The organism is Paenibacillus sp. FSL K6-1566 (assembly GCF_038050475.1).
Lineage (GTDB): Bacteria > Bacillota > Bacilli > Paenibacillales > Paenibacillaceae > Paenibacillus_AQ > Paenibacillus_AQ lactis.
In genome coordinates, this window is the sequence record NZ_JBBOSR010000001.1 from 3,917,507 (window position 1) to 3,939,801 (window position 22,295).

General features: G+C 51.4%; 21 protein-coding genes. 8 read left to right on the plus strand and 13 right to left on the minus strand.

Annotated elements, in window-relative coordinates; genetic code table 11:
• Positions 1-144: 144 nt before the first annotated feature.
• The 4 genes from NST08_RS17155 to NST08_RS17170 form a co-directional block, all read right to left on the minus strand.
• Complete coding sequence (locus NST08_RS17155; protein WP_341342050.1) at positions 145-1,281, minus strand: NAD(P)/FAD-dependent oxidoreductase; 1,137 nt, start codon at positions 1,279-1,281, stop codon at positions 145-147.
• Between the two features lie 97 nt (positions 1,282-1,378).
• Positions 1,379-2,128: a GTP pyrophosphokinase gene (locus NST08_RS17160; RefSeq protein WP_007128391.1), complete on the minus strand. Its 750-nt coding sequence runs from the start codon at positions 2,126-2,128 to the stop codon at positions 1,379-1,381.
• Between the two features lie 268 nt (positions 2,129-2,396).
• Positions 2,397-3,305: an EamA family transporter gene (locus NST08_RS17165; protein WP_007128392.1), complete on the minus strand. Its 909-nt coding sequence runs from the start codon at positions 3,303-3,305 to the stop codon at positions 2,397-2,399.
• Positions 3,306-3,475: 170 nt separating this feature from the next.
• On the minus strand, positions 3,476-5,221 hold the full coding sequence (locus NST08_RS17170) for an RNA polymerase sigma factor (RefSeq protein ID WP_341342051.1): 1,746 nt from the start codon (positions 5,219-5,221) through the stop codon (positions 3,476-3,478).
• Between the two features lie 357 nt (positions 5,222-5,578).
• Here NST08_RS17170 and NST08_RS17175 point away from each other — a divergent pair, with 357 nt between their 5' ends.
• The 6 genes from NST08_RS17175 to NST08_RS17200 all read left to right on the plus strand — a co-directional run bounded on the left by NST08_RS17175 (position 5,579) and on the right by NST08_RS17200 (position 11,218).
• Positions 5,579-7,702, plus strand: coding sequence for an MMPL family transporter (locus NST08_RS17175; protein WP_341342052.1), 2,124 nt, complete (start codon positions 5,579-5,581; stop codon positions 7,700-7,702).
• A gap of 22 nt (positions 7,703-7,724) precedes the next feature.
• Entirely contained in the window at positions 7,725-8,396 is a 672-nt protein-coding gene (locus NST08_RS17180) for a response regulator transcription factor (protein WP_341033145.1), read from the plus strand.
• On the plus strand, positions 8,393-9,781 hold the full coding sequence (locus tag NST08_RS17185; RefSeq protein WP_341342053.1) for a HAMP domain-containing sensor histidine kinase: 1,389 nt from the start codon (positions 8,393-8,395) through the stop codon (positions 9,779-9,781). The genes NST08_RS17180 and NST08_RS17185 overlap by 4 nt, the downstream gene beginning before the upstream one ends.
• Before the next feature lie 4 nt (positions 9,782-9,785).
• Positions 9,786-10,181, plus strand: coding sequence for a hypothetical protein (locus NST08_RS17190; protein ID WP_213616589.1), 396 nt, complete (start codon positions 9,786-9,788; stop codon positions 10,179-10,181).
• A gap of 175 nt (positions 10,182-10,356) precedes the next feature.
• On the plus strand, positions 10,357-10,935 hold the full coding sequence (locus NST08_RS17195) for a thymidine kinase (protein WP_007128398.1): 579 nt from the start codon (positions 10,357-10,359) through the stop codon (positions 10,933-10,935).
• A gap of 70 nt (positions 10,936-11,005) precedes the next feature.
• Positions 11,006-11,218 (plus strand): hypothetical protein, encoded by a 213-nt coding sequence (locus tag NST08_RS17200; RefSeq protein ID WP_028407171.1) that lies wholly within the window; start codon positions 11,006-11,008, stop codon positions 11,216-11,218.
• Positions 11,219-11,285: 67 nt separating this feature from the next.
• On the opposite strand, the gene NST08_RS17205 is transcribed toward NST08_RS17200, so the two are convergent.
• On the minus strand, positions 11,286-12,152 hold the full coding sequence (locus NST08_RS17205; RefSeq protein ID WP_341342054.1) for a YitT family protein: 867 nt from the start codon (positions 12,150-12,152) through the stop codon (positions 11,286-11,288).
• Positions 12,153-12,509: 357 nt separating this feature from the next.
• Here NST08_RS17205 and NST08_RS17210 point away from each other — a divergent pair, with 357 nt between their 5' ends.
• Together NST08_RS17210 and NST08_RS17215 are read left to right on the plus strand one after the other, a co-directional pair.
• Complete coding sequence (locus NST08_RS17210) at positions 12,510-13,487, plus strand: CPBP family intramembrane glutamic endopeptidase (protein WP_341342055.1); 978 nt, start codon at positions 12,510-12,512, stop codon at positions 13,485-13,487.
• A gap of 335 nt (positions 13,488-13,822) precedes the next feature.
• Positions 13,823-14,440, plus strand: a complete 618-nt coding sequence (locus NST08_RS17215; protein ID WP_007128402.1) for a TVP38/TMEM64 family protein — start codon at positions 13,823-13,825, stop codon at positions 14,438-14,440.
• Positions 14,441-14,643: 203 nt separating this feature from the next.
• Here NST08_RS17215 and NST08_RS17220 read toward each other — a convergent pair whose 3' ends face one another.
• From NST08_RS17220 to NST08_RS17255, 8 genes are all read right to left on the minus strand, one after another.
• Complete coding sequence (locus NST08_RS17220; RefSeq protein WP_213616595.1) at positions 14,644-15,171, minus strand: DUF402 domain-containing protein; 528 nt, start codon at positions 15,169-15,171, stop codon at positions 14,644-14,646.
• A gap of 7 nt (positions 15,172-15,178) precedes the next feature.
• Entirely contained in the window at positions 15,179-16,138 is a 960-nt protein-coding gene (locus tag NST08_RS17225) for a GNAT family N-acetyltransferase (RefSeq protein ID WP_341342056.1), read from the minus strand.
• Between the two features lie 286 nt (positions 16,139-16,424).
• Positions 16,425-16,826: a monovalent cation/H(+) antiporter subunit G gene (gene mnhG / locus NST08_RS17230; RefSeq protein WP_040738260.1), complete on the minus strand. Its 402-nt coding sequence runs from the start codon at positions 16,824-16,826 to the stop codon at positions 16,425-16,427.
• A gap of 4 nt (positions 16,827-16,830) precedes the next feature.
• Positions 16,831-17,103 carry a Na(+)/H(+) antiporter subunit F1 gene (locus tag NST08_RS17235; RefSeq protein WP_007128406.1) on the minus strand — a complete coding sequence of 91 codons (273 nt, stop codon included), beginning with the start codon at positions 17,101-17,103 and terminating at the stop codon, positions 16,831-16,833.
• Positions 17,100-17,579 carry a Na+/H+ antiporter subunit E gene (locus tag NST08_RS17240; RefSeq protein WP_007128407.1) on the minus strand — a complete coding sequence of 160 codons (480 nt, stop codon included), beginning with the start codon at positions 17,577-17,579 and terminating at the stop codon, positions 17,100-17,102. The genes NST08_RS17235 and NST08_RS17240 overlap by 4 nt, the downstream gene beginning before the upstream one ends.
• A 5-nt stretch (positions 17,580-17,584) precedes the next feature.
• Positions 17,585-19,066: a Na+/H+ antiporter subunit D gene (locus tag NST08_RS17245; RefSeq protein ID WP_341342057.1), complete on the minus strand. Its 1,482-nt coding sequence runs from the start codon at positions 19,064-19,066 to the stop codon at positions 17,585-17,587.
• Entirely contained in the window at positions 19,059-19,397 is a 339-nt protein-coding gene (locus NST08_RS17250; protein WP_341033135.1) for a Na(+)/H(+) antiporter subunit C, read from the minus strand. The genes NST08_RS17245 and NST08_RS17250 overlap by 8 nt, the downstream gene beginning before the upstream one ends.
• Before the next feature lie 2 nt (positions 19,398-19,399).
• Complete coding sequence (locus NST08_RS17255; protein ID WP_341342058.1) at positions 19,400-22,261, minus strand: Na+/H+ antiporter subunit A; 2,862 nt, start codon at positions 22,259-22,261, stop codon at positions 19,400-19,402.
• Positions 22,262-22,295: the final 34 nt, after the last annotated feature.

Below are 22,295 nucleotides of genomic sequence, written 5' to 3' on the forward strand. Positions count from 1 at the left end.
CTCAGCCAAGTTGAAGGTGCCGGTGTATGAACGCATGAAAAAGGGACTGTCCACAGTAGAAATCCAATCCATTTCTACTTCGGGACAGCCCCTATCAGAGCTGACAGACACGCCAGTATTTATGGAATCATCATCGTTTCATCGCTATCCATCTTCGGTCTCATCCATCGCCTTACGCACATCATAATCCTGAATATCGATATCGATCGGCAGCCCCAGCGCCAGCTTTGCCAATTGGCTCCCGATAAAAGGCCCCATCGTCAATCCGGATGCTCCAAGCCCGTTGGCGGTTAATAGAGCCTCCCAGCCGGGAACAGCTCCGATCACCGGAAGAAAGTCCGGCGTGAATGGGCGAAAACCGATTCTTACCTCTTGGAAGGTGCTGTCGGCCAAGCCAGGCGCCAGCTCCAGCCCTTTATTCAGAATTTCCTGCATTCCGGCGGCGGTCACCCTGGTATCGTATCCCTCTACATCATTCTCGTGAGTCGCTCCGATGACGATCTTCTGCTGATCGAAAGCGAGCAAATATTGGTCAGAAGGCGGCATGACTACTGGCCAATGGCTTGTATCTTGCTGATTCTGAAGCTGCAGATGCATGATTTGCGCTTTTTGATAATGTACCTTAAAACGAATGCCTAAAGGCTTCAGCAGCTGATCCGCCCATGCGCCTGCACATACCACGACTTTGTCGGCAAGGAAGCTTTGCCCTTCGACAACAGCCCCGGTGACGCGTCCCGATTGATATTGCAGCCTCGCATCCCCGTTAATCAAAACCGCGCCGTTTCGCTGCGCCGATCGGAGCAGCGCATCTCGGAGTGCACGGCCATCTACCCGTGCGGCGCCGCTGATATGTACCGATTGATAGCCTTCTGCCAGCAGTGGAAATGCATCATGGGTTTGCTTTTCGTTTAGCCGGGTAATTTCACCAATCTCCGGTGCATCCGCTTTACGGCGTTGTGCACGCTCCTCCATCGCGGTGATTTTCTCCTGGTTATGATGGATGCTAATCGCACCAACTTGGGCATAGCCCGTCTCGGTCTCCCCCTCCCCGGTAAGCTCTTTGATCAAACCGGGGTAGAAGCGCGCGCCGGCCTTGGCCAGCCGGTACCATGCCTGATTGCGCCTTTGCGACAGCCAGGGGCAGATAATGCCTGCAGCTGCGTCGGTGGCTTGTCCTACATCTTTACGGTCAATGACAAGCACCTCTGCTCCTTGCTTGGCTAACGCGTAGGCTGTCGAGGCTCCGACGATTCCCGATCCAATGACGATGACTTTCTTCATGGTTACATCCTTTCAGAATCTGTCTATTAAAAAGCCGCGAACTTCGCGGCTTATCTTTGCATGTATTCGATTATACACGGTGAAGATTCACCTAGACTCAAGCTTCTTCACCCTCCGAGAAAATCTCCAGCAGCCCGGCCGGCAGCTGATACTTGTGGTTGTTGATCTGAATGCTCTTTAGCTCCTCCAGCAAGGAGTCTTCGTCGTGCATATCCTTGATGGCTTGAACCTCACGGTTCAGCCGCTCCATCTGATGGTCCAGCGCATTAGCTGTATCCGCCGCGGCTTTCAGCTCCTCAAGCAGCCGCTGTGGGACCGACTTATTATATTTATAGAAGATTTTATGCTCCAGGCTTGCCCAGAAATCCATCGCGATGGTCCGGATTTGCACTTCCACGCATACCTTCTCCACCCGATCGGAGAAAAACACCGGCACCTCTACGAGCAGATGCAAGCTCTGATATCCGTTCGGCTTCGGATGCTTGATGTAATCCTTGACGTTCAAGACGGTCAGATCGCTTTGCTTCTGCAGCATCTCGCTGATTTTATAAATATCGGAAATGAAGGAGCACGTGATCCGCAGTCCCGCAATATCCTTGATGTTCTCCTCAATCGAGGCCAAGGAGATTTCTCCTCCCTTGCGGAGCAGCTTCTTCATCATGCTTTCCGGCGATTTCAGGCGGGATTTCGTATGCTCGATCGGGCTGTAGTCATGCAGAGCCTGAAACTCTTCCTTCAGAATCTCGATTTTGGTTTCGATTTCGTCCAGCGCGAATTTATATTTCAGCATAAACCTGGTGATTTCCGTACGGATCAGCTTCAATTGTTCCATTTGCATTACATTCATGAATAACTTCCTTTCGGCCGAATGGACATAAACGCTAGGCGCTCACGGCTTGCCGCCCCTTCCATTCTCGAGTGGTTAATATTTAGAAACAGGGATTCGTTTTCGCCCTCTCTAAATTTTAGTTGATCTTCGGGTACCACTGCAACTTCATCACGTTGACGTAAAAAAGAACCGATCGGTTGACTGCCGGATTCTCACGCGTCTATGCGCTCCCCTGCCGATATGTAAGTGCACCAAGCCGGGACATCAGCCCCGGCCAAAGAATCGCTTAATCCTTGGCCAATTGAATGCCCGGGCTTCGCTGCGCCGCCCATTGCGGATAGGCGATGCCAAGCAGGATGAAAGATACGCCCATCCACTGAACGGCAGTTACCTGTTCGTTCAACACCATCACCGATGCGATGACGGCCACCGGAAGCTCCCCCGCTCCTAGAATCGTAGCCAGGCCGGTGCTGATTTTCGGTGCACCAAGCGCAAACATGAGCACCGGAAGCACGACCCCGAACGTTCCCAGGATCAAGCCGTAGATCCATAAGCCGTTACCGCTATCCATTTGGACATTCCCCGTAAATACGTTGGGCGCTAACAGAACCGTCAGCAGGACAAGACCGCCGGTCGATGTATAGAAGCTGCGGGTGATCGCCGGCATGCCGGTCTCAACCCTCCCGCTGAAGAAGACGAATAATGCCATCATGACGGCAGCCGCAAGAGCAAGCAGCGTTCCTTTCAGGTTAAGCTGAAGCTCGCCCGTACCGAGAATGCCTCCAGCCATCAGCGTCCCGAGAAACAGAATGGCGATCGAAATGACGGTCGCTTTGTCCGGGAGCCTGCGGTATACAATCGATTCGATGATCACCCCGATCCAGGTAAATTGAAACAGCAGCACAACGGCGATGGAGGCCGGAATGCTTTGCAGCGAGAGATAATATGTAACGCCGGTCAGACAGGTGCATAAGCCGACGCCGGCAAGACGCACCGCCTGCTTCCAGGTCACCCTTCGTCTCGCGAACAGCAGCATGAGGACCAGCAAAATAAGCCACCCTGTTCCGAATTGGCTCAGCATCACTTGTTCAAACTGGAATCCGTCCCGGTATGCCAGCTTTACGACCGTAGATAAAATCCCGAAGCAGCACGCCCCTAAAAACACATACAACGAGTTCTTCAGCAATTGATACAATGTTTCGTTCCTCCTCCACACGTCAAAAACCCCATTTCTCATTGTTTTGGATCCAGAAAACAATAAAAAATGGGGTTCATCTCATAAGATTCTATCTAATTATGCTTCCATTCTAAAATAGAATTCGTGGAATGTAAACAACCGGTTTGTCCGCTAGGATGCCTACGTTCTTAGTCTCCGATCAGCGCCAGAATCTCCTTCATGCACTCAAGTGCTTGGGATTCAAGCGGCTTAATCCCTTCAACCAAGCCTCTTGCCTCTCTAGCGGTGAGAGAATCGTTCGGCTGGCCCCCTTGCGGGAACGGGAACAGCCGATGCAGCTCATCGAGCTTCTCATGCATCCCTTGGTACAAGGCCGACGCTTCATCAAAATGCCGAGTCAGCTCTTCCGACTTCTCCTCAAGCGGCCAAGCCTGCTTCAGCTCTTTAAAGAACTCCGCCCCATAATAACGCGCGTCCCTCAGCACTGCAATATTATAAGCATGGCCGTTCGGCTCAATCGCGCCGCCCTCCAGCGCTTCGAGCCACGCATCATAGGCCGCCAATCCTTTGACGCAGTTAGCCGGAATTGCACTCTCCCGGCCTTCGTAATGCTCAATCGCCGATTCCAACGCCAGCCGGAGCTGCTGATTTAGCGTCAGATCCACTTTGCCGTCAATGGCAAGAACAAAAATCTCCTCGAGCACGCTTCTGCCCAGATGATCGAATGGCAGCGTCTCCACTTTTCCGCATTCCTCGGCATATAACAGCCGGGTCTCATCATCATAGCCATACACGGTGCCGAATTCCGGGAAGAACAGATCCCATGCCAGGACCGGGATCCCCTGATCCAGTGAGCGGTGAATCAAATCCAGCGCTCGCGGGAGCTCACGATGAATGCTGCGTTTGCCCATCGCATCCTTCCCGGTCAATGAAGGGTCAAGCAGATTACTGTTTTCGCCGATATTCGGAGACATCCCGTCGATTACCTTCGCGTGAAAACCGATATTGTGCAGCCCCCTAGGAAGCACTTCGCTGAAATTATAGCCGGTCGGTCCCGCAATATGGACGCTCTTCGGTACGATATTGATGCGGAAGGCATGACCGGTCAGTCCCATCACCATCGGCAGCGAGAGCTTGCGGTCCGTATATTGCAGCATTTTGTAAATCACATCCGCCGCTGTCGTCCATGTGCCTGTTTCGTGAAACTCCTTGTCGTAGTCCAAAATCCGTTTGCTCATAATTCCCATATCCCTTCTTGTTTTCATATAGGAGTCAACGGTAACGCGGATTTTTTCCTGGATCACCTTTTTGCGAGATCTGGAAATAATCTGGTATACATTGGCCGAAGAGAGCTGAAACAGCTTGGCGATTTCCTGCGGCGACAGCTGGTCGAAGAAATGGGACTCGAAGATCATCCGCTCTCGCGGCTTCAGGCAACGAATGATGTCGGTTAACGTATGCAGCGTTTCCTTCTGAAGCAGCTTCTCCTCGGGAGCATTGGCAGAAGCAGCCGCTTCATTCGCGGTCCGGTTCAGCCTGAACAGAATGCGGTCCAGATCGTTCCATTCGCCGTCCTCCTGGCCGCTCAAGCGACCTCCCCCTTCCAGCTCCGTGAACGTTTGCTCCTGAAGCGTGGGTCTCGCCTTGAGCCTGGTGTACGCCTGGTTCCGTACGATCCGCTGCATCCAGGGGAGGAACCGCCCCGCATCGACCAGCTTGCTGAGGTGCAGGAAAGCGCGCATCAGCGCATCCTGAACGATGTCCTCTGCCAGATAGGACTCCTGGGTAATGGCTCTGGCATAGCCGTATACCTTTGCTCGGTGTCTGCGTACCAGCTCGCCGAAAGCCTCCCGTTCCCCTGCCTGGGCGCGAATGACCAACTCACTGTCTTCCATTTCATCCCAATCTGTCCGTTTGTCTGCTGTCGCTTCCAATGTCTATACCCTCTTTCATTTCGTTGACTACTTATATGACTCGGGGATTGAGGCATTTCTGACAATTTCGCAAAAAAACTTTTAAAATGCATCCTCTTTACCGCAAATTTGTTTCAGGCTCCGGTGATCTTTGCTTTTGACTATATTACCATAGGTTCTTGTCAGTCAGATCTACCGGCTCCTTAGCTCAGCATCTTCCGAAGATATTGTCCACTTCGGTTGCCGGCATCCATCTGTCCCTCTTGCTTATAGCCATTCCGCGGATTTGCCCCAAGCCCATGGTGAGGGACGAGTTTATATTAAATTTATTGAGCTGTGCTAGAGTAAGTGCGACAAAACAAGGAGGGGGAATAACCTTTGAGAAGGGTATTAAGACCCATAACCGATTGGGTCTCAACCAAAAGAGGCATGTGGATATCGATCCTGATCTGGCTGATCGTTATGATCGGGTTAAGCGCCGGTCCGAGGCTTGGTGATTACAAAGCGACCAGCTTCCAATCACTCCCGGATGAAGCGCAATCCATCATTGCCGAGAACAAATTGGAGAAGACGTTTCCGAGCGACCAGGGAACGCCAGGGATTCTGGTTTTTCATAATGCATTAGGAGATATTAATCTGGATGAAGTCAAGCGCATCACGAATGGAATCATCTCAGCCGATATTCAGGGGGTTAAATCCATTGTAAATATCGGCACTTTGCCGCCTCATGCCCTAAAAGGGTTCATTTCGGCGGATAACTCTACCATCATGGTTCCCATGAGCCTGGAACCGGGTCTTGGCAACCATGAGTACGCGGAAATCAATGATGAAGCCTTCAGGCTTGGCAATGATATTGCTAAGGGGCTGAACACTGACTTCTATATTACTGGCCCGGCGGGGATCGCTGGCGACACGGTCAAACTTTTCGAGCAGGCGGACTTCGTTCTGCTTCTTGCCACCGTTATCATCATTCTCGTATTATTGATCGTTATTTACCGTTCGCCGCTGCTTGCCCTCATACCGCTGCTTGCCACGGTCATCGTATATCAGGTGGTCAATCAATCCGTTGCCTTGATGGGCGCAGCCGGACTTGAAATCAACAATTCGACCACCTCAATCATGAGCATCCTGCTGTTTGCCGCCGTGATCGATTATTCATTGTTCGTGTTCTCGCGATACCGCGAGGAATTGAATAAACACGAAAGCAAATATGCGGCGATGCAGCACGCTATGCGCGCTACCGGTGAGCCGGTGTTTTTTGCTGGCGGCACCGTGCTTGCTGCTATGCTTATTTTGTTCTTTACGGATTTCCGTGATTATCAAAACTTCGCTCCGGTCTTCGGCGTGGCCATGCTCATCATTATGCTGGCTTCCGTCACCCTTGTCCCTGCCCTGTTCACCCTGTTTGGACGGAGAGCATTCTGGCCTAAGGTTCCCAATTTCGGCCAGAAACAACAAATCAAACACGGTTTCTGGGGAACAGTCGCTAAAGTTGTGGTGAATCAGCCGCTATTGACCGGCGAAATCGTGGCCTTCTTCATGGTCGTTTCCGCCTTGAACGTCTTTAACCTGAAATACGAATTCGACACCGTCAAGAAATTTCCGGAGGATCTGCCTTCCCGCGTTGGTTATGAAATCGTAGAGTCCAAATATAACAAAGGCGAGCTTGCGCCTTCCACGATTCTTCTGGAATCCGAGAATGCGCTAACCGAGGAGCAGACCGATCAGTTTCTGATGAAGCTGGAAAGTTACGAAGAGATCGAGTCCGTCCGCCTGACTGGCATTACTGAAGATTCCAAAGCGGCAAAATTCAGTGCAGCCTTGACGCTGAATCCATATTCAACCGAGGCGATCGACTTTGTGGAAGAGCTCCAAAAGGAGTCTGACGCCATCCTTCACGAGTTGTCTCTTCAGGGCGATGTTTACTATAGCGGCGTGACAGCCAAACTAGTCGATGAACGGACGACAAACAACAATGACATCGTCAAAGTAGTTGTCTTGGAAACGGTTCTGATTCTCATTCTTCTTATCTTCTTGACTCGTTCGTTAAAAATGCCGGTGTACATGATGGCCACGATCCTGATTTCTTATGTATCGGCTCTAGGTCTTGGATTATTCCTGGTAGATGTTCTATTCGGTTATGAGTCCATCGGCACGCGGGTTCCTGTCTATGCGTTTATATTCCTGGTGGCTCTTGGAATTGATTATAATATTATTCTAATCTCCCGCTTTCTTGAGGAGAGAGCAGCATTAAAAGTAAAGGACGCGCTTGAAGTGGCTATCCTCAATACGGGTGGGATCATCTCGTCGGCAGGCGTTATTTTGGCTGCAACCTTTGCAGCGCTGACCACCATGCCGATTGCCGACCTCTTTGTGTTCGGCTTTATGGTTGCCATTGGCATATTGATCGATACATTCCTGGTGAGAGGCGTCCTGCTTCCTTCCTTAATTTTATTATTTGAAAAGGATCCGGAGCAGAAAAAGCACACAGCCCAGGCTTAATGCAAGGTAGGAGGGGACTTTCATGAAGATTTTAGTTGTGGACGATGACTACGATATTCTGCAGCTTGTGACAATCCATTTATCGCGGGAAGGCTATGAGGTTTTACAGGCCAATAACGGACAGCATGCGCTTGAGCTTCTGGAGGAGACAGAGGTGAGTCTAGCCATAGTGGATGTCATGATGCCCGGAATGGACGGCTTCTCCCTGACTAGAATATTAACGAAAGAGCTGGACATCCCCGTCATTCTGTTGACAGCAAAGGGGCAAATATCCGACAAGGAGCAGGGATTCAAATCAGGCTCCGAGGATTATCTCGTGAAGCCCTTCGAGCCGAAGGAATTACTGTTTAGGGTTGCCGTAGTCCTTCGCCGCTATGGCCGCGCGATGGAAAGTGTCGTAAAGGTCGGCAATGTGAAAATTAACCGAAACGATTTTGAAGTGATCATCAATGATGAAACCATTCTCTTTCCTCTAAAAGAGTTTGAGCTGCTGACGTTGCTGGCTGCCAGAGCCAACAAGGTCACTCCCCGTTCCGTTCTTCTGGAGCAGGCATGGGGCGAGGATTACGATGGCAGCGAGCTAACGTTAAATACGCATATGAACCGGATTCGCGACCGCCTCAAACGTTACAACGCTTCAATCGAAATCCAAACCGTCCGGGGTATTGGTTACAAGCTAGAGGCTGCCGAATGAGAACTTTATACCGGGAGTTTATATCAGCTACACTGCTCATTCTGGGGATCAGCATCCTGATCGGATTTGTTCTGGTCAACGTCGTCTATCTGGCGTTTACCAAAGACGAAATCACCCAGCAAAACGTGGAGGTCGCCAAGCAAATCGTCCATGTCCTAGAGGAAATGCATGTATCAAGCCATTCCCTGCAGCCCTTCCTGGAGTCAGTCGGACGATTAGGATATCAGATGTATTTGGCCAACGGTTCCGGGGATGAGTATTTCTTCGGTGAGCCCTTTGAGCACGGCCCGCTGCCGGCACGCACGTTGGACCAGGTATTAAACGGCACTCCGTATATGGGCAAAGACGACATATGGGATCAATTCTGGATGATGGGCCATTTCTCCAATGATATAAGAAATACCGTCGGGATCCCCCTGCAAATCGGTCAAGAGTCATATGCACTGTTTGTTAAACCTGACAGCAAAACCCTATTTTCCGATATTCATATGATGCTCGCGGGATTTATTCTGGCAGTTGCCGTGGTGAGCCTGCTGGGCGTAATCAAAATGACCAAGCGGCTCATCTATCCCATTTCCGAGCTTTCTGAGGCAACCAAAGCGATTACCAATGATGATTTTACGTATTCGCTGGAAATCCGACGCAAGGATGAGCTGGGCCAGCTGGCCCAAAACTTCCTGCAGATGCAGCAGCAGCTGCGACACAACGACGTCGCGCGTAAGTCCTTCATCAGCAATGTATCCCACGACTTCCAGTCACCATTGATGAATATCCAGGGCTATGCAGACCTCCTCATCAACCCGGATCTGCCAGCGAAGGAGCGGATTCAGTATGCCGGCATCGTCAACGACGAGGCCAAGAGATTGTCCAATTTGACCAAGCAGCTGCTGCTGATTACATCTCTCGACCAATCCGGTTATCCGGTTAGAAAAAGCCTGGTCCGCCTGGATTTACAGATCAAGGAGTCCGTCAAAAAGCATCTCTGGACCCTGCAGGATCGGAACCTGACCATCTCTTACAAAATGGATGAAGCCAAGCTATTCTCCGACCGCGAGCTGCTCGGGATCGTCTGGGATAACCTGATTACAAATGCCATTAAGTATAATCGGCCGAACGGCCACATCTATATATCATGCAGCAACAAAAAAGACAAAATCATCCTCGCATTCGAGGACACCGGGATCGGCCTATCGGAAGCTTCGGCTGAGCAAGTCTTCGATCGCTTCTACAGGGTAGACGCGACCCGCAAGAAAGATGGGACAGGGCTTGGCCTGTCCATTGTAAAGGAAATCGTCACTTTATTAAACGGAACCATAACGCTCGACAGCGAGCTCGGGAAAGGAACAACCTTTACCGTTACGTTTCCGAAGGAAGGAAAGGATTAAATTGATGGAACAAAAATGGAGTTTGCGATTAATAAGATATGCGGCGCTATTCGGCATCCTCGGAACTTACGTCGGATCCAAAATGTCAGGCGAAATCGATTATTCCCTGCGTCCGATCCATGCCCACATATTACTGGTTGGCTGGCTGTCGGTATTTGCTTGGGGCATTTTTTACAGAGCTTTTAAGGTAAAATATAAAAAGCTGGTAGCGGTCCATGGCTGGATGGCCATATGGGGCTCCTTCGGACTAACCTTCGGGATGTGGATGTACAATCTGAATCCGTTTGAGTTGAACGAAACTTTGGTCATGATTTTATTTATTGTTGGCGGTTCGGTGCTGCTGCTTGCTTTTCTGCTGTTTGTTTTCATTACATTTTTTACAGAAAAGGAACCAACGTAAGCCATAAAACCTTCTATATTGCAAAACAGAAACAGCCAAGCACTCCCGCGTGGAGACTTGGCTTTGTTCGTGAGAAGGTCATGGACAACGCGCCTCTATAATGCGACAATAGACACTGCGCGTCATACTTTAGGGATGAACGACATCAAGCGTAAACGGGGAAAGGAACGAAGGCATGGCTCAATTATTTTTCAAATACGGATCAATGAACAGCGGCAAATCCATCGAGATTTTGAAGGTCGCCCATAACTACGAGGAGCAGAACAAGCCTGTCCTCCTCTTTACATCAGCCATAGACGACCGGGATGCGATCGGATACGTATCCTCGCGGATCGGCCTGCGCCGGGAGGCGATTCCTATATTCGAGGACACCGATATTTACAGCATCGTGAAGAATCACGAACCAAAGCCTTATTGTGTTCTGGTGGATGAATGCCAGTTCCTGAGTAAAGGGAGCATTCTGCAGCTTGTCAAAATCGTAGATGAGCTGAACGTGCCGGTTATGGGCTTTGGGCTCAAGAACGATTTCCGGAACGAGCTGTTTGAAGGCAGCCGCTGGATGCTGATCTATGCGGATAAAATCGAGGAAATGAAGACGATCTGCTGGTTCTGCGAGCGCAAGGCAACGATGAATCTTAGGGTAATAGACGGTAAGCCGGTCTATACCGGCGAACAGATATTGATCGGGGGAAATGACACGTATTTTCCCGTCTGCCGGAAATGCCATGCAAATCCGCCGCTGCCTCAGCCGTAATGGATCCATTGCATTTAGCATTTAATCACCCGTCAGCTACTGAGTTCTAACCGAAAGGAGTAGAATGGTTATGCCGATTGTCAGGCCGTTGGTGACCGATGCGGATTTCAAAGAAGTATTGGAGAAGCAGATCCCTATTCGCATCTTCAAGGATAACCACCTCGTCGAATCGGGAGGCATCGTGATCCGGTTTACCGAAGACACAATCATCACGCAGTCCGGCGTGAGCTCACTCGGTTACCACGGGAGAGACAACTGCGAGTTTTTCGAAGTGAAGGGTTAGTGCGGCTGCCGCCAAAAACAGGGTGTTTCAAGGACCGATGGCATGAGTCCGTGAAACACCCTGTTTTTTAGTGAATATTGTTCTTCGCCATGCTTCCGCCGAGCACGTCGGCCACATTCTGGATCGATATGAAGGCATTCTTGTCGATCTCCTGAACCACGGTCTTCAGCTTGGCGATTTCCAATCGGGTGATCACGCAATAAATCATCTGCGTGTCCTCTTGGGAATACCCGCCCTTCGCATAAATCATGGTCGTGCTGCGGCCCAGCCGCTGCATAATGGCACTGGAGATTTCCTCATACTCGTTCGAGATTATCGTGACAGACTTGGATTCATCCAGTCCTTCTACGACGATATCCATGACCTTGGCAGCGATGTAGTACGAGAAGATCGAATACATGGCCGAGTCCGCTCCAAACACAAAGCCCGCCGTGATAAAGATGAATACATTAATAATCATGATGATCTGCCCGACAGGGAGACGAAGCTTCTTCGATAGAAGAATTGCCACGATTTCGGTTCCGTCCAGGGCTCCGCCGTAACGGATCACGAGCCCGACCCCAAGACCCAGGATCAAGCCGCCGAAGAGCACGGCCAAAATTTTCTCGTTAGTGAACGGTTCGAAATGATGCAGAAATGTAGTCGCCACCGACAGCATCACGATTCCGTACAAGGTCGAAAAAGCGAATGTCTTGCCGATCTGCTTATACCCGATAAACAGGAACGGCAGGTTAATCACGAAGAGATACAAACCTAGCTTAATTGGCGTGATTTCGGATAATACGATGGAAATACCCGTAATGCCCCCGTCGATAATTTCATTCGGCACCAGGAATATCTCAAGCGCCACCGCCATCAGGATGGCACCGATCGTAATGAAGATAAACCTCTTGACGATCTCGACCATCGTCAGCTTCTTATGATTTTTGACCATATCCAACTCCTTTTGTCTCTTTTTTCACACGTAAAGCCTGTCGAAATAACATTTTATTAAAAGTTTCAAGGTCATGTCAATGCTGATGCTGCTAGAAACCCAAGCTGATCAAGCATTTACTAAGAGCTTAGGGTGGCCGAAAATATTCGTGGCCATCGAAAATCTATCACGTAAATGCTCTATTTTTATCTATCCAATAGTGAACTCGTCCGCTTCGTTTTACAGCATACCGGCAGCCCCTCTGAGAAAAATAGGTTCTCTTGAAAGGAACACAATACTAGAGTCATCACTATACATATAAAGATCGGTTTGGAAGTTTTACAAACCGGCAATTCATAGATGAAAGGAGAATCCGCCATGTCATTAGCAGCGGAAAACAACGATCAGCAACTCGGCAATCCTCGGTCCTCGCGTCGCGATGACGGACGGCTCCATTTGTTCTGGCGCATCCTGTTTGGCTGGCTCGCGTTCGTTGCCGGACTAGGGCTGGCCGTTGTGGCGGCTACCGTGGGCGGCTCCTACGGCTTGTCGACGCTCGGGCAGCAGATTCTGCTTGCCGTGGTTACGACATCCGTATCGGTTCCGCTGATCTACCTGCTCAGACGTTATGCCGACCGGCGGCCATGGCGCGGGATCGGACTCGCTTCCCCGCCGTCCGGATTCCCTTATTTCTTGCTCGGGATCGGCTTTATCGTGTTGATCATGGCCGCCTCCCTGCTGCTCGGCAGCACGCTTGGCTGGCTGCGGGTCGTCGATGTTCATCTCCCTGTACCTACACTCCTCGTGATTCTGATCAATTCGATGATCGCCTTTTTCTATGAAGCCTTCCCCGAGGAGATAACCTTCAGGGGATATTTGTACCGCAATCTGAACACCCGGTTTCCCCGCTGGCTCGCGCTGCTCTTTCAAATTGTATTGTTCGTTATGGCCCCGATTGCGATAACCGCTTGGATGGTTGCCATCGGTATCGGCACTTGGGATCTCATCACCACAGAATATATCATCAGCTTGATAGTCTTCAGTGTAGCGCTTCAGCTGTCCCGCATCGTAACAAACCATCTATGGATGAGCATCGGCTTCCATCTTGCTTGGCTGGAAATGGTCCGTTATGTAATCGTCCCCTCCAGCTCCGCCATCGTAGAGGTAGAATACCTGTCTCCACTCGGCAGCTACCTCATCACCATCGGCTCGGTCATTATCGGGGTGATCTTCCTGCTGATCTGGTCGATTCGAAAAGGCATCGATTGGAGTGCCATTGATCCGGATCCGGACCCTGATCAAATAGCCGCCCTGCCTGTGGAAGCCTCGCACGGAGGCAATGAACGGACGAGATAAAACTACAGCAAAGCTCCCATCCGACCAGCGGGTGGGAGCTTTACGTTTGAGTTCCTTAAGGATATCGGTCCACTGTCAGGACAGACGAACATGTCAAATTTTAATATATCCGAATCCGTATGATATAATATGGAACAACCGCCAGTGCTCACTGGTTACATAAGGAAACTGCCTTTATTACAATGCTGACAATTACATACTTCAGGGATGCCGCTTGGCCGGATGCTTCGTAAGACATTGCCGTTTGTGCGCTTATCAACGTATATCCGTCAGCTCCCTACGAACCGTATGTTAGTTTGTCTTAGTTTGGATGCAGGGAGAGGATTGTACTCAACATGGATTGGCTTCAACACATATGGACCTATTTAAAAGATTTGGACATGGAGCAGGTGCAGCGTTGGCTTAAGGAATACTCCGAGCTGGGACCGCTGCCCGGAATCCTGCTGCCCTTCTTCGAGGCGTTCCTTCCGTTTCTTCCTTTGATCGTGCTGGTTATGGGGAACGCCGCGGCGTATGGATTATGGTGGGGGTTCTTGTTATCGTGGATCGGGGTTTGCCTCGGATCCATCACGGTGTTTTGGATTGCGCGCAAGCTTGGCGGTAAGCTGGGACTGCTTATTCAGAAGCGGATGCCGGGAACACAGCGCTTCTTTCATTGGATTGAGGAAAAGGGCTTTACCCCGATCTTCATTCTGTACTGCTTCCCGTTCACCCCGTCCTCGCTGATTAATATTGCCTCAGGGATCAGCACCGTATCGGCAAGCACCTTTACCATCGCCGTCATGGCCGGGAAGTCCGTCATGATCTTCATGGTCGCCTTTATCGGGCACGACTGGCAGGGATTCGTCCAGCAGCCTTGGCGGATTCTGGTCGCAGCTATTGTGCTGTGGCTGCTGTGGCTGGCAGGCAAGAAGATGGAGAACCGGTATCACCACTCGGACGAGCAGACTTAAGTCCGGTCCGAGATTCTAACCATGAGATCGATGCTCAAATGACCTATCAAGGCAGAAACTCCCGTCAGGGATGTTTAAAAGCCCGTCATGTCCCTGCATGGGATGACGGGCTTTTAAACATATCAAAGTACAACCAACGAGATACGGATCGTTTCCTGTACTCCCCTATTCCTACAACGAGGCTGCCATCCACCTGCATGCTTCTAGCTTAGCCCCTTCATTTCCTGCCACAGCCGCTCGGTTTCCACGGCTGCTTCCCGAAGGATGTGCTCTTTACGGTCGAGCAGCATTTGCAGGGCTTTCTGTACGAACCCGTCCTCAAATTGATGCAGCGGTTCAGGCAGCTCGTCTTCATCCAAAATATAATAATCCCCGCCAGGAAGCACCAGCAGATCGATAATCAAATCCTCAAAGGATACCGCCTCTTCGGATACATGCGTATTTCTGACGATGTTGAAATACGCGCCAAGCTCGTTCCCGTTCGAATCCTTCCAATAATACAGGTTATAGGGCTGATCTATCCAATAGTAGGCAAAGGTGAGCACCCCTTTGGATATCGTAAGCTCCCTCACGCCGGCTTTCATCGAGAACGATCGCTCGTTTTGATGCGCTAGGATGACGGTGCTGCCCTCAGCTTTCAAGAGCTTGCAGTGGTGATCAACAACGGTGGCATCATAACGAATTTTTCGCTCAAGGATGCTGCTTCCTTGAGCCATTGACCCTATCGGCATGATTTCTTCAACTCCTCTCGGACGGTGGACCAAACCGGCCCTGTTCCTGAACCAGGGGTGTTCCTGCCACCCTAAGGACAAATGCCGCAAGCTGATGCTCCGTTTCGAAGCCCATGCTTTCGTATAACCGGATGGCACCGATATTGTCCCGGCTTACGCACAGCGAAATCTCCTCCGCGCCTACGTTCTCGAACAAATAACGGAGCGCCTTCGCCAGCAGCTTTTTACCATACCCTCTTCGCTGGAAATCACCCGAAACGGCGATGTATTCAATACTGCCTTCCCTAAACTCAGGTTCCGCTTCCACATAGACGTATCCTGCAAGCTCCCCATGATCCACCGCTGTGAACAGCCTTCGGTCACCGTCCAACCGTTCCAAGATCTGCTTCGCTCCATAATAGGTGTTTGGAAAGGTCATCTCATGCAGTTCAAGGAAAGCAGCCTCATATTCCGGCGTGATGTCCTGCACCCCGGTTGATTCGGCTAAGGTCGAATCCGAAATCCAAATCTCGCGCGAATTACCTCTTGATTTCAGGATGGTGTGAATCCCTGAACGTTCAGCGCCCAATTCCGCCATAAACTGCGCACAATAAGTATTCTCCATATTATAAAAACCGTACATCGTATCCACGGCTGCATCCAGCTTGGATAATCCCTCGCTCCATAACTGATTCGCGAGTGGAGCCCATTCGGCCTCTCCAGCATCGATGAAGGGTCCCCATATCTCTGCAGACCGGCCCTCTTCATCCACTTGGAAACCGAGCGCTCCAATCATCCGGCTTTCGCGCGCAATAACCGTAAATCTCCGTACGCGGTTGGCTTCCTCAGCAAAGTCCTCCATCAACGTACCGTAAATTTCCTCTTCTTGTTCGCCGCAATAGCCGACGTGATGCTGTTTGAGTCGATTCATCCGGGCAAGAAATTCCGATAACTGCCTCCAATCGATCTTTTCGTGAATGACGCTCATCTTTCCAACTCCCTCCTTCGCGAGCGAATGTAACCCTGCTATCAATCGCGCCTGCAGGCGGCCTCCTAATCCGATTGCAGCACGCTGGATTAAACTCCGCACACCTTTGGTTTATTCTACCATATCACGAAGCTTCTATAGATAATCGGATATGGAATCAAGAAAGAAGCCGCCAGGGTCGGCAGCTTGCAGAACATGCTTATTTATATCGTTTAAAACATTCCGTTTCTGGCGTTCCAATTTTAGCGTTCCGTCTTTTCCTTCGACGGGCAAGATCTTGCAGAGGCTACACATCCTTGATCTTCTCACCGGATTCGGCTTTCCCGGCTTGCAGCTGCTCCCGCTCGCGCCGGAGCACAGGCTTCAGATCATCATGGACGCTCCCCTCCCACAGGGACACGCCTGAACGATAGGCTGCCCGTCCGTTCAGATGGCCCGCCACAGGGCCGGTAATGAATACGAACACGATCCCAAGAAGAAGCTTAACGCTGATATGGTCCAGATAGAAAGCGAAATACAGGAAGGCTCCGGCCAAAATCATCAGAACACCGAGCGTAGCGCTCTTGGTAGCGGCATGGGAACGCATATACACGTCCGGCAGCCGGACGAGGCCAAAGGCGCTTAAAGCGCCTAGAAGCGCACCGAGAAGCACGATAATAGCAATCAGAAACTCACCGATCCGGCTCATCATTTCAGCGGTCAATGACATCACCCCTCTCAATGTATCTGGCCAGCGCTGTCGTTCCGATAAACGTTAATATCCCGATCAGCAGGATAATGTCAACATATACCGAGGTCCTGAACAGCATGCAGAGCACAGCGATGATCGAGAGCAGCAGAATGCCGATGGTGTCCAGCGACATGATCCGGTCATTCATGGACGGTCCCTTGATCAGCCGGTACAGACAGGCGAGAATCGCCAGCGACAATATGATGAGCGAAGCAATCAGTATCCCGTTAATCATGTCCGGGTCACCTCCTTAATCGCGCGCTCGAATGTTCCCCGGATCTGTTCCGACAGCTCGTCGGTATCTTCGATATCCATCGCGTGTATATACAGGGTCTGGCCGTCCGGGGATACTTCCAGTGTAAGGGTTCCCGGCGTCAAGCATATGAGGCATGAGAGCACGGTAATTTCCCAATCCGTCTTCAGCTCGGTCCTATACGCGAAGATGCCGGGCCGCACATTTAGCTTCGGCTGCAAAATCTGGCCAATCACGGTGACGCTCGACTTGAACAGCTCTTTGAAGAACAGGAGCAGCAGCAGCAAAATCGACCACAGCCTCCGCATATAAAAGCCATCCGGCCAGAATCTCCGCAGCAAGAAAATCATCAGCATGCCTATGATATAGCCGACAATGAATTGCTGCGGGGTCGGCTCGTCTTTCAAAAACATCCAAATCATCGCAATGACGATATTCAAAAGGATTTGTTGTCCCATAACCACTACTCCTTTAATACGGCGTTAATGTACAGGGACGGATCCGTCAGCACCGCTCCTGCCTGCGAGGTATACGAGTATACCCACTCGGAGCCGACACCCATCAGAATGACGATCAGCGTTAAGCCGATCGCCGCACCGTATGCCGTGCGAGGAATTTTGACCGGCTGCTGCTCCCGGCGGGCCGGTGAATCGCCCCAGAACGCGCCCATGAACACCTTGATGAGTGAATACAGCACGAGCAGACTGGATAGAAGCCCAATGCCGCTGAGCCAATAGTGTCCTTCCTGCAACCCGCCCTGGAGAATCAATACTTTCCCCAAAAATCCGCTGAGCGGCGGAATGCCGACGAGTGCAAGCAAGACGATGAAGAACATCCAGCCGATCCAAGGATATCGCTTCATTAAACCGCCCATCTCACCCAGCTTGGCCGTGCCGGCGCTCGTAATGATCATGCCTCCCAGAATGAACAGCAGCGCCTTGGCAGCCATGTCATGCAGCAGGTAGAATACCGCGCCGTTCAGCGATGCTTCGCTGGCCGAGGCGATACCAAATGCGATAAATCCGACGCTGATCACGATGTTATAGTTCAAGACGCGGCCGATGTCTTTGTACGCTACAGCCCCGAGTCCTCCAAGAATCATCGTCGCAGCCGCCATCCATCCGATGATCGTATGAATGCCGCCGGTTTCGTGATAGAAGATCAAGGTGAAGGTCCGAATGATGGCATATAGACCGACCTTCGTCAGAAGGGCACCGAACAGCGCCGTCACCGCGGCGGGAGGGGCGTTATACGAGCCCGGCAGCCAGAAGAACAGAAACAATCCGGCTTTTAATGCGAACACGATCAGGAACAGAATGCCGATCACCGACAGAATGCCCTCCTGCTGCACCTCGGCTACGCGCAGGGAGAGATGGGCCATGTTCAACGTGCCGACCGTGCCGTACAAATACGCAACAGCGGCAACGAATAATGTGGATGAAATAATGTTGATCAGCATGTATTTGAGCGTTTCCCGGAGCTGTCGCTTGGTGCCCCCGAGGACGATCAGCGCGTAGGAGGAGATCAGCATCACCTCGAAGCAGACGAACAAGTTGAACAGATCCCCCGTCAGAAACGAACCGATAACACCGGCAAGCATAAATTGAAAAAACGTATAAAAATAATGCTTTTCCCTTTCCTCCCCGATACTGCGAAAGGCGTAGAACAGACATGCTGCCGCTACGAGAAGCGTCATAAGCACCAGCAAAGCCGCGAGCATATCTGCCACGAACACAATGCCGTGCGGCGGAAGCCATCCACCCATATGAAGCGTCTGGATGCCTTCACTGTCCACTTGATATACGATGAACAGAGCAACAAGAGCATTCAGTGCGACGCTGATTGCACTCATCCAGCGCTGAAGCCTAATATTCTTCGCACAGAAGATAAGAAGAACGGCGGTAACCAGCGGGATCAGCAGCGGAAGGACAATTACATTATTCATCGTCCTTCCCCCTTAGCTCTTCCATATTGTCCGTGCCCAGGCGCTGATACGCCTTGTAGGCTAGAACGAAGAAGAATGAAGTGACCCCGAAGCTGATTACGATGGATGTCAGAATGAGCGCCTGCGGCACGGGATCCACATAAGAGGAAGCCTTTTCTCCCAGCAAGGGAGCTGCGCCGGTCTTCAAACGCGACATCGTCAACAGAAGCAGATGGACTCCATGGGTCAGCAGGTTCGTGCCGAGTATGATGCGCAGGAGGCTTTTGGACAAGATCTGATACACACCGACCGCAAAGAGAATGCCAATGGCCAGCGACATGTATAATTCCACGGTTATTGATCCCTCCCGATTGAATTGATGATGGTCATGGTGACGCCTACAACCGCAAGATAGACCCCGAGATCAAACAGAACGGCAGTCGCAAGCTCGGTATCTCCCAATAGAGGCAGTTCCCGATGTCCAAAGGTATGGCTCAGGAACGGCACACCGAGCACCAGCGAGCCGATGCCTGTTAGTAGCGCAATGAGAAGTCCCACGGCCGTCACCTTCCGGAATTGAACCGGAATGACGTTGCGCGTCACGTCCATGCCGAACGCCATGGACAGCAGGACAAGCGCCGCCGCTGTCATTAATCCGCCGATAAATCCGCCTCCCGGCTCGTTGTGCCCGGCACTGAAGAGATACCAGGAGAAGGCGACCACGATGAAAATAACGACCTTCGACACCGTGCGCAGGATGACGTCGTTTCTGCTAGGCAGGTATACCTCTTGGTAGGGATCACGCTGTCCAAGTAATTGCTCACCTAAATCCACCCTGATTAACGCATAGATGCCTAGCGAAGCGATGCCGAGCACCATGATTTCGAGCAGCGTATCGAAGCCGCGGAAGTCCACAAGAATGACGTTAACGATGTTCTTGCCGCCTGCGGATGGATAGCTTTCCTTAATGAAGAAATCGGCGATAGAATCGAACGAGCGTCCAGTGCTCGCCGCCAGCGCAATCAGTGTGACGACGACCCCGACGCCGGCTGATATCAGCAGATTCCTCCATTTCAATCCCATCGGAACCTTCTCCCGCTTCAGCTTCGGCAAATGATAGAAACAGAGCAGGAACAGCATGACCGATACCGTCTCGACAATCATCTGCGTAAGCGCCAGGTCCGGTGCCCGAAACAGCACGAAGAACAACGTAACCATATAACCGGCCGCCCCCGTCAGGATGATGGCCATCAGTCGCGTTCGAACGAAAGGCAGCACCAGCACAGGGATAACCAGCGCGATGATGGCCACGGCTTCATAGAAAGAGATCGGCGCGTACGAGCCGTTGCCTCCGAAATGGATATCTCCGATCAGCAGCAGTCCTCCCCCCAGAGCCAGGATGAAGAAAGCGAAAATATAAATCACATAATGACGAACCGATCCGGTCATATACGTCGACGTTATCGATTTTCCTCCTCCCTCCAGCGCGCGCAGCCCCCGGTCGTATAGACGATTCAAGGTAAAATTCTTGGTCAAGGCTTGGTTCAGCACGCCGACGGAACCATGCAGCTTATAGAGCAAGGAACCGATGACGATGATGCCGATCGTCATGAAAATTTCCGTCGTCCAGCCATGCCACATTTCGATCTTGACGTGGAAGGTGTCGCCGGGTTCGAGCAATGCGGGATGGATTGCCGTCATCGCCGGCTCGATCAACGAGTAGGACAGCAGATTCGGGAACAGCCCGAAGATAATCGCTAGCGAAGCCAGTACAACCGGCGGAATGAGCATGCCGATCGGGGCTTCGTGCGGCTTCTTCTCAAGCTTTTCAGGCTGATACTTCCCGGTGAAGGTTTTGAACACCAATATCATGCTGTACAAGAACGTGAATACGCTCGCTGTCCAAGCGACCACCGGAATAAGAATTCCCCAGGTTTCGGCATCCCAGAAGTTCATCTGTGACGCTTGAAGGACAGCTGTAAAGAACATCTCCTTACTAAGAAACCCGTTAAACGGCGGCAATCCCGCCATAGAAAATGCGCCAATCAACGCGACGGTGAACGTAATCGGCATGAGATTCAGCAGGCCGCCAAGCTTGCGCAGGTCGCGCGTTCCCGTCTCATGGTCCACAATGCCGACCACCATGAACAGCGCACCTTTAAAGATGGCATGGTTCATCAAGTGAAAGATCGCGGCCGTTGTCGCTTTGGCATAGATGACGGAATCCGGCCCTGCGCCGAAGTAGGCGGCAGCCGAGCCCAGTCCGAGCAAGCTCATGATCAGTCCAAGCTGGCTGACGGTCGAGAAGGCAAGCAGAGCCTTCAGATCCGTCTGCTTGATGGCTCTCAGTGACGCGTACATCAAAGTGGTCAAGCCGGTGATCGTGATGATCCAGAACCACCATGAATGGCCTGCAAATACCGGGCTGAAGCGGGCAACCAAATAAATGCCCGCCTTGACCATCGTTGCCGAATGAAGATAGGCGCTGACCGGGGTCGGCGCCTCCATGGCATCCGGAAGCCAGATATGGAACGGGAACTGGGCGGATTTCGTGAATGCACCCAGCAGGATCAAGATCATGGCCGGAAGGAACAGCGGTTCTCCCGTTATGGTTCCAATGGAAGCGACGATCTCCCGAATGTTGAAAGTTCCGGTCATCACGTAGAGCACGATGAAGCCTGCCAGCATGGCCAGCCCGCCGAACACCGTGATGAGCATGGATTTCAGCGCTCCATATCTTGAACGATCCCGGTGATGCCAGAAGGCGATCAGAAGAAACGACGAGATGCTCGTCAATTCCCAGAACCCGTACAAGACAAGCAGATTGTCAGACAATACGACGCCGAGCATAGCTCCCATGAACAAGAGCAGATAAACATAGAAGCGCTGGACGGCCTCTTTGGTGCGATCCATATAAAAGATAGAATACAAGACCACAAGGGAACCGATCCCCGATATTAATAGTGCAAATATTAAGCTGAGACCATCCAGGTACAACGTTATGTCGATACCGAGCGATGGAATCCACGCTGCCCGTACATGCTGCGGTTCACCTCCCTGAATGGTCGGTATTCGCCCCAGAAAGTACGCGAATAAGATGACGGGCACCGGCAGGACCGCCCAGCCGGCATGGATTCGACTCAAGGGCTTACGCAGCAGCATAACCCCAAGGGCGACGATAAAAGGTGCCAGAACGGCGATGTGCAGCAATGACAAAATCTACTCCTCCTATAGTCTGAATTTTTCCTGC